The sequence below is a fragment of the Pseudomonas sp. PGPR N4 genome, from assembly GCF_059693665.1.
Genome location: NZ_JCAUKV010000003.1, coordinates 501,014 through 515,636, shown reverse-complemented (window position 1 = coordinate 515,636; position 14,623 = coordinate 501,014). Strand labels below are relative to the sequence as shown.

General features: G+C 60.8%; 14 protein-coding genes and 1 tRNA gene. 4 read left to right on the top strand and 11 right to left on the bottom strand.

The window, feature by feature from the left end; translation table 11 throughout:
• Positions 1-38: 38 nt before the first annotated feature.
• Entirely contained in the window at positions 39-374 is a 336-nt protein-coding gene (locus AC58X1_RS16300; RefSeq protein ID WP_101317462.1) for an ArsR/SmtB family transcription factor, read from the top strand.
• A gap of 317 nt (positions 375-691) precedes the next feature.
• On the opposite strand, the gene mqo is transcribed toward AC58X1_RS16300, so the two are convergent.
• From mqo to dapA, 7 genes are all read right to left on the bottom strand, one after another.
• On the bottom strand, positions 692-2,329 hold the full coding sequence (gene mqo / locus AC58X1_RS16295; protein WP_101317460.1) for a malate dehydrogenase (quinone): 1,638 nt from the start codon (positions 2,327-2,329) through the stop codon (positions 692-694).
• A gap of 348 nt (positions 2,330-2,677) precedes the next feature.
• On the bottom strand, positions 2,678-2,869 hold the full coding sequence (locus AC58X1_RS16290) for a DUF4223 family protein (RefSeq protein WP_101317458.1): 192 nt from the start codon (positions 2,867-2,869) through the stop codon (positions 2,678-2,680).
• Positions 2,870-3,442: 573 nt separating this feature from the next.
• Positions 3,443-3,532, bottom strand: a tRNA-Ser gene (locus AC58X1_RS16285).
• Positions 3,533-3,624: 92 nt separating this feature from the next.
• Positions 3,625-4,335: a phosphoribosylaminoimidazolesuccinocarboxamide synthase gene (purC, locus tag AC58X1_RS16280; protein ID WP_103436385.1), complete on the bottom strand. Its 711-nt coding sequence runs from the start codon at positions 4,333-4,335 to the stop codon at positions 3,625-3,627.
• Positions 4,336-4,364: 29 nt separating this feature from the next.
• Positions 4,365-5,123, bottom strand: coding sequence for an MBL fold metallo-hydrolase (locus AC58X1_RS16275; protein ID WP_101317454.1), 759 nt, complete (start codon positions 5,121-5,123; stop codon positions 4,365-4,367).
• On the bottom strand, positions 5,124-6,239 hold the full coding sequence (gene bamC, locus AC58X1_RS16270) for an NlpB/DapX family lipoprotein (protein WP_101317452.1): 1,116 nt from the start codon (positions 6,237-6,239) through the stop codon (positions 5,124-5,126).
• A gap of 17 nt (positions 6,240-6,256) precedes the next feature.
• Positions 6,257-7,135 (bottom strand): 4-hydroxy-tetrahydrodipicolinate synthase, encoded by an 879-nt coding sequence (gene dapA, locus AC58X1_RS16265; RefSeq protein ID WP_101317450.1) that lies wholly within the window; start codon positions 7,133-7,135, stop codon positions 6,257-6,259.
• A 260-nt stretch (positions 7,136-7,395) separates the two neighbouring features.
• Here dapA and AC58X1_RS16260 point away from each other — a divergent pair, with 260 nt between their 5' ends.
• On the top strand, positions 7,396-7,956 hold the full coding sequence (locus AC58X1_RS16260) for a glycine cleavage system transcriptional repressor (protein WP_101317448.1): 561 nt from the start codon (positions 7,396-7,398) through the stop codon (positions 7,954-7,956).
• 10 nt (positions 7,957-7,966) lie between these two features.
• Positions 7,967-8,440 carry a peroxiredoxin gene (locus AC58X1_RS16255; protein ID WP_101317446.1) on the top strand — a complete coding sequence of 158 codons (474 nt, stop codon included), beginning with the start codon at positions 7,967-7,969 and terminating at the stop codon, positions 8,438-8,440.
• 121 nt (positions 8,441-8,561) lie between these two features.
• Here the strand turns inward: AC58X1_RS16255 and AC58X1_RS16250 are convergent, their stop codons facing one another.
• Positions 8,562-9,632: an AI-2E family transporter gene (locus AC58X1_RS16250; RefSeq protein WP_101317444.1), complete on the bottom strand. Its 1,071-nt coding sequence runs from the start codon at positions 9,630-9,632 to the stop codon at positions 8,562-8,564.
• A 22-nt stretch (positions 9,633-9,654) separates the two neighbouring features.
• Positions 9,655-9,894: a sulfurtransferase TusA family protein gene (locus AC58X1_RS16245; RefSeq protein ID WP_150571996.1), complete on the bottom strand. Its 240-nt coding sequence runs from the start codon at positions 9,892-9,894 to the stop codon at positions 9,655-9,657.
• 121 nt (positions 9,895-10,015) lie between these two features.
• Here AC58X1_RS16245 and AC58X1_RS16240 point away from each other — a divergent pair, with 121 nt between their 5' ends.
• On the top strand, positions 10,016-11,449 hold the full coding sequence (locus tag AC58X1_RS16240) for a M48 family metalloprotease (protein WP_101317440.1): 1,434 nt from the start codon (positions 10,016-10,018) through the stop codon (positions 11,447-11,449).
• 48 nt (positions 11,450-11,497) lie between these two features.
• Here the strand turns inward: AC58X1_RS16240 and nadA are convergent, their stop codons facing one another.
• Together nadA and AC58X1_RS16230 are read right to left on the bottom strand one after the other, a co-directional pair.
• Positions 11,498-12,556 (bottom strand): quinolinate synthase NadA, encoded by a 1,059-nt coding sequence (gene nadA, locus AC58X1_RS16235; protein WP_259075343.1) that lies wholly within the window; start codon positions 12,554-12,556, stop codon positions 11,498-11,500.
• Between the two features lie 283 nt (positions 12,557-12,839).
• Positions 12,840-14,357: a YdgA family protein gene (locus AC58X1_RS16230; RefSeq protein WP_497429150.1), complete on the bottom strand. Its 1,518-nt coding sequence runs from the start codon at positions 14,355-14,357 to the stop codon at positions 12,840-12,842.
• Positions 14,358-14,623 lie beyond the last annotated feature (266 nt).

Genomic DNA, 14,623 nt, shown 5'->3' with positions numbered 1-14,623 from the left:
GCAGGTTGGGTATACGATAGTTCGATCATAATCGAACTATGGCAATTAATGAAAGCCCCGTTATCATGTCGACCATGCGAGCCTACAAACATCCAAGCTGTGAAGACCTCATCCTCGAACGCGTGCTGTACGCCTTGAGCGACCCTGTGCGCATGGCCATCGTGCGCCATCTGGCGGGTGTCACCGAAGCCACTTGCGGCGAGCTGGATGGCGGCCGGCCCAAGTCGAGCATGTCTCATCATTTTCGCGTGCTGCGTGATGCGGGCCTGGTGCAGACGCGCAATGTCGGCACCACGCACATGAATTCGCTGCGCAGCGAAATGCTCGACAGCCGCTTCCCCGGCCTGCTCGAGTGCATCCTCCGCCAGCGCTGAGTAACCGCCGCATCCTCTCCCCCTGCGCAGCCCATCGGCTCGCGCAGCAGGCGTAATGAACGCCGTTCGAAGCGCCCTTCTCTACTGATCACAAGGCACAGCATGCGCCGTCCAGCGGGGCCTTGGTGGCAAGCCGCAGATCTGCCGACCGCACAGGTTTGAATTCAGACACCAAACAAGGTACTCCGCATGACTCAAATTCAGTTCAAGCCTGAACCGCAAACCGCAGGCATAAAAAAACCACGAGGCAGCACCTCGTGGTTTTTTATGGGCTGGTTGCCGTAGCGGCAAATGGTTACCGCGCAGCTAAAGCCTGATTACAGCGCCATGTCGCTGGCAGGGTTGCTTTCAACTGGCTTGCTCACGGTTGTATCAGTGCCAACGCTCTGATCGATAACCGGTGGTTTTTCCAGTTGCAGCACTTCAGCGGTGTAGTTCCACTCTTTCTGCACAGCAGCAGCCGAATCGTTCAGCTTGGTGCCGTAGCTTGGCACGATTTCGTGCAGCTTGGCTTGCCACTCAGGCGTTGCGACCTTTTCCTTGAACACGGTTTCGAGCACGGTGAGCATGATCGGTGCCGCGGTCGAAGCGCCTGGCGAAGCGCCCAGCAGACCGGCAATGCTGCGGTCCTGCGAGGTTACGACTTCGGTACCCAGCTTGAGTACGCCGCCTTTTTCTTCGTCACGCTTGATGATCTGCACGCGCTGACCAGCTTGCCACAGGCGCCAGTCTTCTTTCTTGGCGTTCGGGAAGTAGGTCTGCAGCGCCGCGAAGCGATCATCGTCAGACAGCATCAGCTGGCCAGCGAGGTACTCGACCAGCGGATACTGATCAACACCTACCTTGGTCATCGGCCAGACGTTATGCAGCGTGGTGCTGCTCAGCAGGTCGAGGTACGAACCGTTCTTGAGGAACTTGGTCGAGAAGGTGGCGAATGGGCCAAACAGAATCACGCGCTTGCCATCCAGCACGCGGGTGTCCAGGTGCGGCACCGACATGGGTGGCGCGCCGGTGGAGGCGATGCCGTAGGCCTTGGCCATATGCTGCATGGCCACGGTAGGGTTCTCGGTCACCAGGAACGAGCCGCCGACCGGGAAGCCTGCGTATTCCTTGGCTTCCGGGATGCCCGACTTCTGCAGCAGCTTCAGCGCGCCGCCGCCAGCACCGATGAACAGGAACTTGGCGTCGGTGGCCGACTTGCTGCCGTCCTTGAGGTTCTTGTACTCAACGTGCCACGAGCCATCTTCGTTACGCGTGATGTCCTGCACTTCGGTGGACAGCTTCAGGTCGAAGTTTTCCCGGGTTTGCAGGTGCTTGACGAACTGACGGGTGATCTCGCCGAAGTTGACGTCGGTGCCGATCGGCGTCCAGGTCACGGCCAGCTTCTGCGAAGGATCACGCCCTTCCATCATCAGCGGGACCCACTTGGCGATCTGCGCGTTGTCTTCCGAGTACTGCATCGGACGGAACAGCGGGCTGGCCTGCAGCGCGTCGTAACGCTTCTTGAGGAACTTGATGTTGTCGTCGCCCCACACGAAGCTCATGTGCGGCGTGGTGTTGATGAACGAACGCGGGTTGTTCAACACGCCCTGACGGACCTGCCACGACCAGAACTGGCGGGAGATCTGGAACGATTCGTTGATCTCGATGGCCTTGGAGATGTTGACGGTGCCGTCTTTATCCATAGGCGTGTAGTTCAGCTCGGCCAGCGCAGAGTGACCGGTACCGGCGTTGTTCCAGCCGTTGGAGCTTTCTTCAGCGACGCCATCCAGGCGCTCGACCATCTCCATCGACCAGCTCGGCTCCAGCTCATTGAGCCAGACCGCCAGGGTCGAACTCATGATGCCGCCGCCAACCAGCAGCACGTCTACTTTCTTCGCTTCATCGGCGTGCGCCTGCATCAGGCTCGCCGCGACAGCCAGACCCAGCAGGGTCTTGCCAGCTTTCTTGAACATTGATCAATTCCAATCGATAGCACGTAAGGAAGGCCTAGGCAGGGCCTCGTTTATCCATGTCCTTCAGCGCGCGCTTTTTATTGATCATTGGAGTCAGCAGCTTGAGAAACAGGGACGCCAGCCTAAGGTCGAATTGACCGGTCAGGGCTGAAACGTTTTTCCGATTGTAACCGAAATGCCAGCACAAACAAATTCGCAAGTGGCAGGCAAGGTGACGGGATGTCTCAGTGGCCGAATGTCGCGGGGTGGCCGTGGCCCGAGTAAACGCCAGACAACAAAAACCCCCGGCCACGTGGATGACCGAGGGTCTTGGACGGGGCCGCAAACAGCCCCGTCAACGATCTGGAATTACTGCTGCTGTGGCAGCTTGTCGATCGGGCCGCAACCGCCAATGATCTTGGAGACCGAAACCGAAGGGTGGAACAGGTAGTCGTACGAGCAATTCTTTTGCTGGTTGTAGACCTGGCCGGTGCAACCCGACAGCAGCGCAACACCCGATACGACGGCTACAGCGACGGTAGCTTTGAACAGCTTTTTCATACTAAGTCCTTTAAATGATCATGCGCCATCGTACTGACGGCGGCGGGATCATACAGTTTCTGCGCATTGGATCCAAGTCAAATACCGTGTTAGTGAACTTAGTAATGCTTGAGCGATACATCTGGCGACCCAACGAAAAAATATAAGGCTTCTGACGCTACTCTTCACACCAACAAAACCTCTCAACATGTCGAACTCACAGAGCTTGCATTTCTTGTAATCCCTTTCCGAACCGTAATCTTGAACCTGCCCAGCCGTTGACGGCGCAGCGGCCGGTGCCGACCAGCATCAGCAGAGATGACCGCGGTCTTTGATGCAACGGGGGGAAGCCAGTGGTTCAAACGGCGATTTTCATGCAAGTAAAAAAGCAACTAAATTTACTGATTCAAGTCACGCATACGCGGCATATTAGTTTGGTGCATGAGAGCAAGTAGAGCTCATTAGCGAAGGTCTTCTCATACCACTTATGAAAATGAAATCAGGAAGTACGGTAACACCATGCCTGCGCACATTTCAGATAACGCAAAAAACAAAAAGCCCCGCAGACTTTAATCTGCGGGGCTTTTCGATGTATGGCGGAGAGATAGGGATTTGAACCCTAGGTACTGTTGCCAGTACAACGGATTTCGAATCCGTCCCGTTCGACCACTCCGGCATCTCTCCAATGGCGCGCATCATACCAGCGATTTCGTAAAAGGCAAACCTTTATCTGAAAAAAATTCGCGTGGTATCAAACGCTTGCGTCACAGCGGGCCTTACAGCGGCACGCCCAGACGCTTGGCAACTTCTTCGTAGGCTTCGATCACGTCGCCCAGACCCTGGCGGAAGCGGTCCTTGTCCATCTTCTTGCGGGTTTCTTTGTCCCACAGGCGGCAGCCGTCCGGGCTGAACTCGTCGCCGAGGACGATCTGGCCGTGGAACACGCCGAATTCGAGCTTGAAGTCGACCAGCAGCAGGCCGGCGTCATCGAACAGCTTGTTCAGCACTTCGTTGACCTTGAGCGACAGCTTCTTCATCTCGACCAGCTGCTCGGCGGTGCCCCAGCCGAAAGCCACAACGTGGGATTCGTTGATGAACGGGTCGCCCTTTTCGTCGTTCTTGAGGAACAGTTCGAAGGTCGATGGTTCGAGCTTGATGCCCTCTTCCACGCCCAGACGCTTGACCAGGCTGCCGGCGGCGTAGTTACGCACGACGCACTCAACCGGGATCATGTCGAGCTTCTTCACCAGGCACTCGTTGTCGCCAAGCAGCTTGTCGAACTGAGTCGGGATGCCGGCTTCTTCAAGCTTTTGCATGATGAAGGCGTTGAACTTGTTGTTCACCGTGCCTTTGCGGTCGAGCTGTTCGATGCGCTTGCCGTCGAACGCCGAGGTATCGTTGCGAAACAGCAGGATCAAGCGGTCGGCGTCATCGGTCTTGTAAACCGATTTGGCCTTGCCGCGGTAGAGTTCGTCGCGTTTTTCCATGATGGGCTCCGCTTGCTTGAGTTGGTGGGCTAGGCGATTTCGCGCCAGTCGAGCCCATGTTCCTGATTCGCCACTTGCAGCCAGTCCGGGTCGCACCCTAGGGCGTCGACAAAGCACTGACGGGCCAGCTGTGGCAGGTTGTTCTTGCTGCTGAGATGCGCCAGCACCAGGTGTTGCAGGTGCTGCCAGCCCAGCTCGGCCACCAGGTTGGCGGCCTGGTGGTTGTTCAAATGTCCTTGGCTGCCGCCTACGCGCAACTTCAAAAAGTGCGGGTAGTGACCGCGGGCAAGCAAGTCGCGGCAATGGTTGGCTTCGATCAGCAGGGCGTCCAGCCCCTGATAGCGCTCCAGCAGCCGGGCGTCGTAGCAGCCCAGGTCGGTGAGCATGCCGAAGCGCCGGCGACCATCGCTGAGCACGTACTGCAGCGGCTCATGGGCGTCGTGCTCGACCCGCGCCGCGCTGACCTGCAGCGCGCCGATGCTGATGCTGTCACCACAACCGAGAAAACCGGCGACCTCGACCGGCTTGCGCAAGCCGCGCAAGGTGCCCTGGCTGAGGTAGACCGGTACATTGTAGCGCCGCGACAGCAAACCCACGCCATGCACGTGGTCGGCATGTTCGTGGGTGACCAGCACCGCGCTCAGCTGTGCTGGCGAGACCCCGAGCAGCGCCAGGCGCCGCTCGGTTTCCCGCAGGGAAAACCCGCAATCGACCAGGATGTACGTATCACCACTGGCGATCAGCGTGCCGTTGCCCTGGCTGCCGCTTCCAAGTACTGCGAAGCGCACTTAACCCAAACGGTCCTGAATGGCGCTCAGCACGCGGCGGGCGACATCGGCCGGGGCCACGGTGTTGATGTTTTTCTCGACCGTTACCTGCACGCTCTCGCCAACCTTGCTCAGGCGTACCTGATAACGCTCGGCGCGCTCTTCACGCTCTTCCTGGGTCGGCTCGCTGCCGAACAGGCGGCTGAAGAAGCCGGGCTGGTTGTTCTTGTCTTCGGGTTTCTCGGACAAGTTGATGTAGTACAGGCCCAGGCTGCGGTTGATGTCTTCAACGCGCCATTCGCCCTGCTCCAGCGCACGGCCGACACCAGACCAGGCGCGGTCGAGGTCGGAACCGACGTTGAGCACCGGGTTGCCGCTGCCGTCTTCGCTCAGGCTGACCCGGCTTGGGGCATCGAAGTCGCGCTCAGCCAGCAGCGAAACCGAACCGCCCTTCTCGGCGCTGCGGTTCATGCTGGCGAGCATCTCGTCGACCAGCAGCGCATCGACGCCGGTGTTGGTCGAGTTGCTCGGGAAATCGGTCTGGGCAGTGCTGCCAGCCGGACGCTCGACGCTGACTACGAACACCTCGGAGGTGTTGCGCTGCACGCCGGGTTCCATGCGTACGCGAACACGTACTTCACTCTCGGCGCTGCTGGCCGAGCTGGCCAGGCGCTGGCCAAGCGAAGCCGACAGTTCGTCGAAGCGCTGCCAGGTGGTGGTGAATTCGCCGGTCTGCGGGCGCTCTTCAGCGATGCGGAAGCCGTTGTCTTCAAAGAACTGATGCGCCACCGGCCAGACTTCGGCAGGCGAACGCTGGGCCAGCACCCAACGGCTGTTACCGCTGCGCTGCAGGGTAAAGTCGCTGATGTCGGCAGCAGCCGACAGCGGCTGCGGACGCGGCACTTCGTATTCGCCAGTGGCGGTGTCGTCGGCAACGTTACGCGGGATCGGCAACAGCGGATCGAGGCGTTTGACGTTGGCCACGTCTGCCGGCAGCTGCATCGGCGCGGTCGGTTGCGCCTGCAGGTAATCGCTACCGCGGTCGCGGAAATAACCCTCGTCGCCCCACAGCCAGCCGCAGCCGCTGGTGCTGGAAATGATCAGGGCAAGGGCGGATAGACCAGCCAATCGCTTCATGCGGTGTACTTCCTCGATTAAACCAGTACGCCGGACTTGCTCAAGGCAGTACGGACTTTTTCGTGACAGTTCTCGCTCAGCCAGGTCAGTGGCAGGCGAATGCCTTTGTGCATCAGGCCCATTTCCACGAGCGCCCACTTCACCGGAATCGGGTTGGCTTCGCAGAACAGGTCTTTGTGCAGCGGCATCAGTTGTTCGTTGATTGCGCGGGCCTTGTCGGCATCGCCGGCCAGTGCGGCCTCGCACAGATCGGCCATTTCGCGCGGGGCGACGTTGGCGGTAACGGAGATATTGCCCTTGCCGCCGAGCAGGATCAGCTCGACCGCGGTCGGATCATCACCCGACAGCACGATGAAGTCGCTGCTGACGCCATCGAGGATGGCCTTGGCCCGGACCAGGTCGCCGGTGGCTTCCTTGATACCGATGATGTTCGGCACGGTGGACAGGCGGATCACGGTCTCGGCCTGCATGTCGCAGGAGGTGCGGCCGGGCACGTTGTACAGAATCTGCGGGATGTCGACCGACTCGGCGATCAGCTTGAAGTGCTGATACAGGCCTTCCTGGGTCGGCTTGTTGTAGTACGGCACCACCAGCAGGCAGGCGTCGGCACCGGCGTTCTTGGCGTTCTGGGTCAGGTGCACGGCTTCGGAGGTGGAGTTGGCACCGGTGCCGGCGATAACCGGAATACGGCCGTTGACACGCTTGACTACAAATTCGATGACCTGGATGTGCTCTTCGACATCGAGGGTGGCCGACTCGCCGGTGGTACCGACGGCGACGATCGCATGAGTGCCTTTTTCCAGGTGGAAGTCTACAAGCTTGCCGAGGCTGTCCCAGTCCAGACGCCCTTGTGCATCCATGGGAGTGACCAGTGCCACCATACTGCCCGCAATCATGTAACTGCTCCTGCCGGAAAAAGAGAGCGGTAATGGTACTGGCGCCATCGGCCTTGCACAAGCAAAGCTGGCGGGCGGAGCATTCCCCTCGGCGCTGCTTTTCGCTACCCTTGATCCTTTGATCAGTGCAGAGCGGCCCGCCGGGCCGTCGACAGTGCCTCCCGCGGGTGTCTACAGCCGCTGCAATCGGCTCAGAACCTTGCTGTAACGGAGGCTGTCCCAGGTCCTGCACCGACCGCTCATCGTTTTAGGAACGCTGCATGTCCACCCCCACAGTCCGCGAACAATTCCTTGTCATCAGTGCCCTGGGCCCCAATCCCATGGAGCTGGCCAACGTTCTCAGCCGCGCCGCCGTCGACAATCGTTGCGCGGTAGTCACCTCGCGCCTGTCGCGCCACGGCGAAACCAGCGCCCTGGTGTTGCAAGTCGGTGGCAGCTGGGATGCCCTTGCCCGCCTTGAAGCCACCCTGCCGGGCCTGGGCAAGAAGCACGGCCTGACCCTTGATGTGGTGCGCAGCGCCGATCAGGAAGTGCGCCCGCAGGCCCTGCCTTATGTGGCCTATGTCAGCGCCGCCTATCGCCCGGACATCATCAACGAGCTGTGCCAGTTCTTCCTCGACCACAACGTCGAGCTCGAAGCCATGACCTGCGATACCTACCTGGCGCCGCAGACCGGCAGCAGCATGCTCAACGCCCAGTTCACCGTGGTGTTGCCGGCTGGCACCCAGATCAGCTGGCTGCGCGATCAGTTCCTGGACTTTGCCGATGCGCTGAACCTGGATGCCCTGATCGAACCATGGCGCCCTCAAAACCCGGTGTAAGGAGCCTCACATGGCGGTAACCCTCGATCAACCTGTCGCCGACTTCCAGGCCCAGGCCACCAGCGGCCAGAGCGTCAGCCTGGCTGAGCTCAAGGGCAAGCAGGTGGTGCTGTATTTCTACCCCAAGGACAGCACCCCCGGCTGCACCACTCAAGGCCAGGGCTTTCGCGATCAACTCGACGCGTTTGCCGCGGCCAACACCGTGGTGTTCGGCGTCTCGCGTGACGGCTTGAAGTCGCACGAGAACTTCAAGGCCAAGCAAGGCTTCACCTTCGAGCTGATCAGCGACAAGGACGAGGCGCTCTGCCAGCTGTTCGACGTGATCAAGCTGAAGAAGCTCTACGGCAAGGAATACATGGGTGTTGACCGCAGCACCTTCCTGATCGACAAGGACGGTGTTCTGCGCCAGGAATGGCGCGGCGTGAAAGTGCCAGGACATGTCGATGCCGTGCTTGCAGCGGCGCAGGCATTGAATCAGGCCTGAAACTGTATGGGGCCGCTCTGCGACCCTTCGCGGGTAAACCCGCTCCCACAAGGGTCTGCAGCGCCGACTAAACCTGTGGGAGCGGGTTTACCCGCGAAGGGTCGCAAAGCGGCCCCAGTTCTTACAGCAACGGTGCTACAGCCGGCTCTTGCCTGGGCCAGGCATCCAGTACGGCCTTGAACAGGGTCGCCAGCGGGATGGCGAAGAAGATCCCCCAGAAGCCCCACAGCCCGCCAAACAGCAGCACCGCGCAGATGATCGCGACTGGATGCAGGCTGACCGCCTCAGAGAACAGCAGCGGCACTAGCACGTTGCCGTCCAGCGCCTGAATGATCGCGTATACCGCCATCAGGTAGATGAACTGATCGCCCCAGCCCCACTGGAACAGCGCGATCAAGGTGACCGGCACGGTGACCACCACCGCCCCCACGTACGGCACCACCACCGACAGCCCGACCAACAGCGCCAGCAGCGCGGCGTAGTTGAGCCCCAGGCTGATGAAGGCGATGTAGGTGGCGATCCCGCAGATCAGAATCTCGATGCCCTTGCCGCGAATGTAATTGGCGATCTGCCGGTTCATCTCGTCACCGACCCGGGTCAGCAGCCTGCGTTCACGCGGCAAGTAGCCGCTGACCCAGCGCCCGATCAACTCGCGGTCCTTGAGAAAGAAGAACACCAGAATCGGCACCAGCACCAGGTAGATCATGGCGCTGACCAGCAGCGGCAGGCTCGACAGCGAGAAGGTCAGCGCCCATTGGCCAAACTTGCCAATCTCACCGCGCACCGATTCGATGGCGCGCAGCACCTGCTCGTCAGAGACCAGGTGCGGATAGCGCTCAGGCAGCAGCAACAGCAGCGACTGCCATTTACCGAGCATTCCCGGCAGCTCGTTCAACAGGGTGATCAACTGGTGCCAGAGCAGCGGCACCAGCACCAGCAGAAATACCCCCAGCGCGCCGATGAACAAGGCGAACACCACGCCCACGGCAACACCACTGGGCACCCGCATCCGCTCCAAGGCGTTGACCAGGCCCTGCATCAGATACGCCAGGACCATCCCCGCCAGCACCGGCGCGAGCATGCCGCCGAGGGTGAGCACGGCAGTAAAGGCCAGAACCAGCAGGACTGTCAGGACTACGGCTTCTTCATCGGAGAAGTAGCGCTGCATCCAGTCACGAAGCACTTTGAACATTGACGATCCTTGGGCGGAAAACTCAGGCCTTGCGCAGCCAGTAGGTATACACGCCGGCTTCGGCGCTTTGTTGCAGCAGGCTATGACCGGACAAACGGGCGAAAGTGCTGAAGTCGCGCTGCGAGCCGGCGTCGGTGGAAATCACCTTGAGCACTGCGCCCGCTGCCATCTGGTTAAGCTGCATTTTTGCCTTGAGCAGCGGCAATGGGCAGTTAAGCCCGCTGGCGTCGAGTTCGGCGTCGCAGGTCAGGGTATCGATCATCCAAGGGGCTCCTGGCGGTGGCAACGGTGCATGGCAGACAAGCCTGGTAGGATACCGCCACTGGTCGTCAAGGTGTGAGCGGGCTACAGTACGGGTCTTTGATCCGACGCGAGCTTCGTGCATGAATCTACTGCGCCCTACCCTGCTGACGCTGGCCTGCCTGATGGCCCTGCCCGGGCATGCCGATGACCTGCCGTCGCTGGGCGATGCCAGTTCTGCAATCGTTTCCCCGCAGCAAGAACATGAACTCGGCCGCGCCTGGCTCAGCCTGCTGCGCGGGCAAGTGCGCCAGCTGAATGATCCGCAGCTCAAGGACTACGTCGAAACCAGCGTCTATCGCCTGGCCGAGACCAGCCAGCTGCAGGACCGCCGATTGGAATTCGTGCTTATCGACAGCCGCGAGCTGAACGCCTTCGCGGCTCCCGGGGGGATTGTCGGGGTCAACGGCGGGCTGTTCCTCAATGCCCAGACTGAAGGTGAATACGCCTCGGTACTGGCCCACGAACTGGCCCACTTGTCGCAACGCCACTTTGCCCGAGGGATAGAAGCTCAGCAGCGCATGCAGGTGCCGATGATGGCCGCACTGCTGGCCGGCATCGTACTGGCAGCCGGTGGTGGCGGCGATGCCGGTATTGGCCTGATTGCCGGCACCCAGGCAGCGGCGATTCAGGAGCAGCGGCGCTTTTCGCGGCAGAACGAGCAGGAAGCCGACCGCATCGGCATCCAGAACCTGGAAAAAGCCGGCTTCGACCCACGCACCATGCCGAGCATGTTCGAGCGCCTGGCCCGGCAGTACCGCTACGGCGCCAAGCCGCCGGAGTTTCTCCTGACTCACCCGGTGACCGAGTCGCGTATCGCCGACACCCGCAACCGCGCCGAACAGATGCCCAAGGGCGGCGTCGAGGACAGCCTGCGCTATCAGCTGATTCGCGCCCGCGTCGCCTTGACCTACGAAGGCACGCCGGGGCTTGCGGCCAAGCGCTTCCGCGATCAACTCGCAGATGATCCCAAGCTGGATGCTGCCCGCTACGGCCTTGCCTTGGCGCAGATCAAGGGCGGCAGCCTCAACGAAGCGCGGGACAACCTCAAGCAACTGCTGGCCAAGGCGCCCAACGACATCACCTACAACCTGGCGCAGATCGACCTGGAGATCACCAACAATCGCCTGGCCGACGCGCAGCAGCGGGTCGAGCGGCTACGCAGCCTGTATCCGAACAATTATCCGCTGCAGCAGGCGCGCGCCGACTTGTTGATCAAGCAGGGCAAGCCGGCTGAGGCAGAGAAAGTGCTGGATGACCTGGTCAAGAAGCGCCCGGACGACCCGGACGTCTGGTACGAAGTGGCTGAAGTGCGCGGGCTGTCGGGCAATACCATTGGCCTGCATCGGGCACGCGCCGAGTACTTCACGCTGGTCGGTGATTTTGACCAGGCAGTGCAGCAGCTCGACTTCGCCAAACGCCGCGCGGGCAGCAACTTCCCGCTGGCGTCGCAGATCGACGCCCGTCAGCGGCAGATTCTCGAGCAGCAGCGGATGGTCAAGGACATGATGCGCTAAGCAGCGTGCAGGCGGCGCCGGTTTGCCCGGCGTCGCCCAAGCTGCGGATCAGGCGTTGCCGGACAACTTCAGGCGGGCCGCCTGAGTGAAGTCGAGCATGCGGTTGAGCGGTTTGATCGCGCGCGGGATCAAGGCGGGGTCGACCAGGATCTCGTTGCTGCCGGTGCGCAGGCAGTCGAGGGTGCGCTCGAGGGTATTCATCGCCATCCACGGGCAATGCGCACAGCTGCGGCAGGCAGCGCCATTGCCCGCGGTAGGCGCGGCCACGAAGACCTTGTCCGGGCACAGCTGCTGCATCTTGTAGAAGATGCCGCTGTCGGTGGCGACAATGAAGGTCTTGTTCGGCAGTGTCTGCGCCGCCTTGATCAGCTGGCTGGTCGAGCCTACCGCATCGGCCAGGTCGATCACCGACTCAGGCGACTCCGGGTGGACCAGAATCGCCGCATCCGGATACAGCGCTTTCATGTCGGCGAGCTGGCGCGACTTGAACTCCTCATGGACGATGCAGGCACCGTCCCACAGCAGCATGTCGGCGCCGGTCTTCTTCTGGATATAGCGGCCCAGGTGCTGGTCCGGCCCCCAGATGATTTTTTCGCCGTTATCCATCAGGGTTTCGACGATTTCCAGCGCGCAACTGGAGGTCACCACCCAGTCGGCACGCGCCTTGACCGCAGCCGACGTGTTGGCATACACCACCACGGTTCGTTCGGGGTGCTTGTCACAAAACGCCGAAAACTCTTCTACCGGACAACCCAGGTCGAGCGAGCAGGTCGCTTCCAGGGTTGGCATCAGGATGCGTTTTTCCGGGGTGAGGATTTTTGCCGTTTCGCCCATGAAGCGCACGCCGGCGACAATCACGGTGTCGGCCGGGTGGTTCTTGCCGAAGCGGGCCATTTCCAGCGAGTCGGAAACACAGCCGCCGGTTTCTTCGGCCAAGGCCTGGATCACCGGGTCACAGTAGAAGTGCGCAACCAGCACAGCATTCTGGGCCTTGAGCTCGGCAGCGATGGCCGCACGGTATTCGGCCTCCTGCGCGGGCGTCAGGGGATGGGGTTGCTTGGCGTCAAGGTGAGCTTGAACCAACAGCCGTTCGGAAATCTGGGTCATGATCGCTGGACCTGCGGGCGCGCGTGCGCGTCAGTCAAGAGTATCACCGAGCCCTGGCAGTCAGGCTAATGACGCCGGACGGCCAGACAGGCCATCACGGCCTTCTGCGGGCGCGGATTATTATCGCGCCGAAGGCTACAGACAATCAGGTCATTGCAAAAGCGATTTCTGCGCGTGCCAATCAGGCCGGCGTAGCTGACCTGATTGCGCGCAAGTGCTTGCAGTTGCGTGGCCAGGTAACGGTGGGCTTGCCCCGCCGTTGCCTGGCCACGCCTTCACACGGTCAGCCCTGCGGCCACGGCGCCGCCATGAGTGCAGCCAGGCTCATGACGAACTCTTCAACGGTCATTTTCTTGCCGTTGAAGTCGACCATGCCATCGGCGTAGTGCAGGTTGGACACGACGTCGTCGCCCTTGACCGTGGCCATGCCGCTCTGCAGCGCCATCATGCCGAGCATTTCACCGGCCTGACTGGACTGCTGAGCGATCGCCTGAGGGTCGGTCTGGCCTTCGAGCAGCGCCTGCAATGCGGTCAGGTCGCCGACCATCGGCTTGGACACCAGCAGTTCGCCGTTGAGCTGGCTGATCAGTTGCTTGGCCAGTTGATCAGGCGGCAGGTCGAACGAGCTCGGCGCGGCGAAGTCCAGCGCCAGCTTGAAGTGACTCTGGCCGTTGGCAGTCTTGAACGACAACTCCTCCAGGGCCAGCTTTGGTTTGGCGGCAAGCATCTTCTGCAGGTCTGCCTGAACCTTGACCTTCTCTTCCTCGCTCATGTTGAACGACGGCATTGGCTCGCCAGCAGCAGTGGCCGCTTGCATGGCCTGCACTTCAGGCAGCTTGGTCTGGTACCACTCGGCCAGTGACTGCAGGGCCGACACGTCGACCGAGTTCATGGTCACGACCATCTTGCCGCTGCCAACGGCGCGGTTGGCGTAGTTGATGTCGCCAACCTTGTACGCGATTCGCGCACCAATCTTGTCAGTTCCTTCGGCGGTGTACAGGTTGGTTTGCTCCAGGTCCTTGAGCAACATCACTTCCTGCTTTGGCCCAAGCACAGCCTCCAGTTGGCCAAGCAGAACATCGACGTTGCCGACATAGACCATGTCGTGGTCGGTGCTGGCCAGGTTGCCGCCTACCTTGAACTTGTCCAGGGTGAAGGTCGCTGGCGGATGGTCTGCACCCACCAGTTTCATCTGCAGACGATCAGCGTTGGCGTGAATCTTCACAGCCTTGCCTTCACGGTCGCCGCTGAGCAGCACCTGCATGCCGGAGAAGTCAACGCTGTTGCCGTCTACCTCATTGAGCTTGATCGGCGCCAGGCGAACATCGCTGTCGATGTGACCGCCATAACCGACATCGACATTGGCGGTGATCGGCGATTGCTCGCCTGCAGCGCTGTACCACTTGGCTGTGGCTTCGTCCTTGTCGAGCACGCTGTTGCTCGAAACCATCACCGGCATCAGTTTCAGCGCCTTGACCCGCGACCACGGGAATGGCCCGTGCTCAAGCTGATCAGTGATGCCGACATCGAAGTTCAGCGCCTGGCCTTCGCCCAACCACACATCCTTGGCCTTGAGCCGGTAGTGCGCGGTGCTGCTGAACAGGTGCTGCTCCAGCGAGGTCAGTTCCAGGCTCATGCTGCCGCCGGTACCAGCAGTGGCCTTGAGCAGTTCTTCGTTGGCACGGGTGACCGAAGCCTGCAACTCGGCGGGCAGTTGCTTGCCGGTGTACCAGGCGCCAGCGGTGGCTGCGATGGCGATGGCGACGGCCAGGCCGGAGAGGATGCCTACTGATTTCTTCATGAATTGAACCGATTGCTTTCCATAAGGGGGGACTGGGTGCGACACCGTCGCGCTGGGCACGAAGGGTACCACTGACGCCTGTCGGATGCGCCGGGCTCAGTGGGCAAAAATTTGCTGAGGATGTGTTTGGCAATCAGCGATCGTAAATTTTTACGGACATTAAAATCTGTCTTTGAATGAAAATTCGCACTTACCTCGGGGCATAAGCGGCAAAAACCCGATAAAAGCTCGATCTCCGTTACATCCTGTCATGTTTAACTTGACAC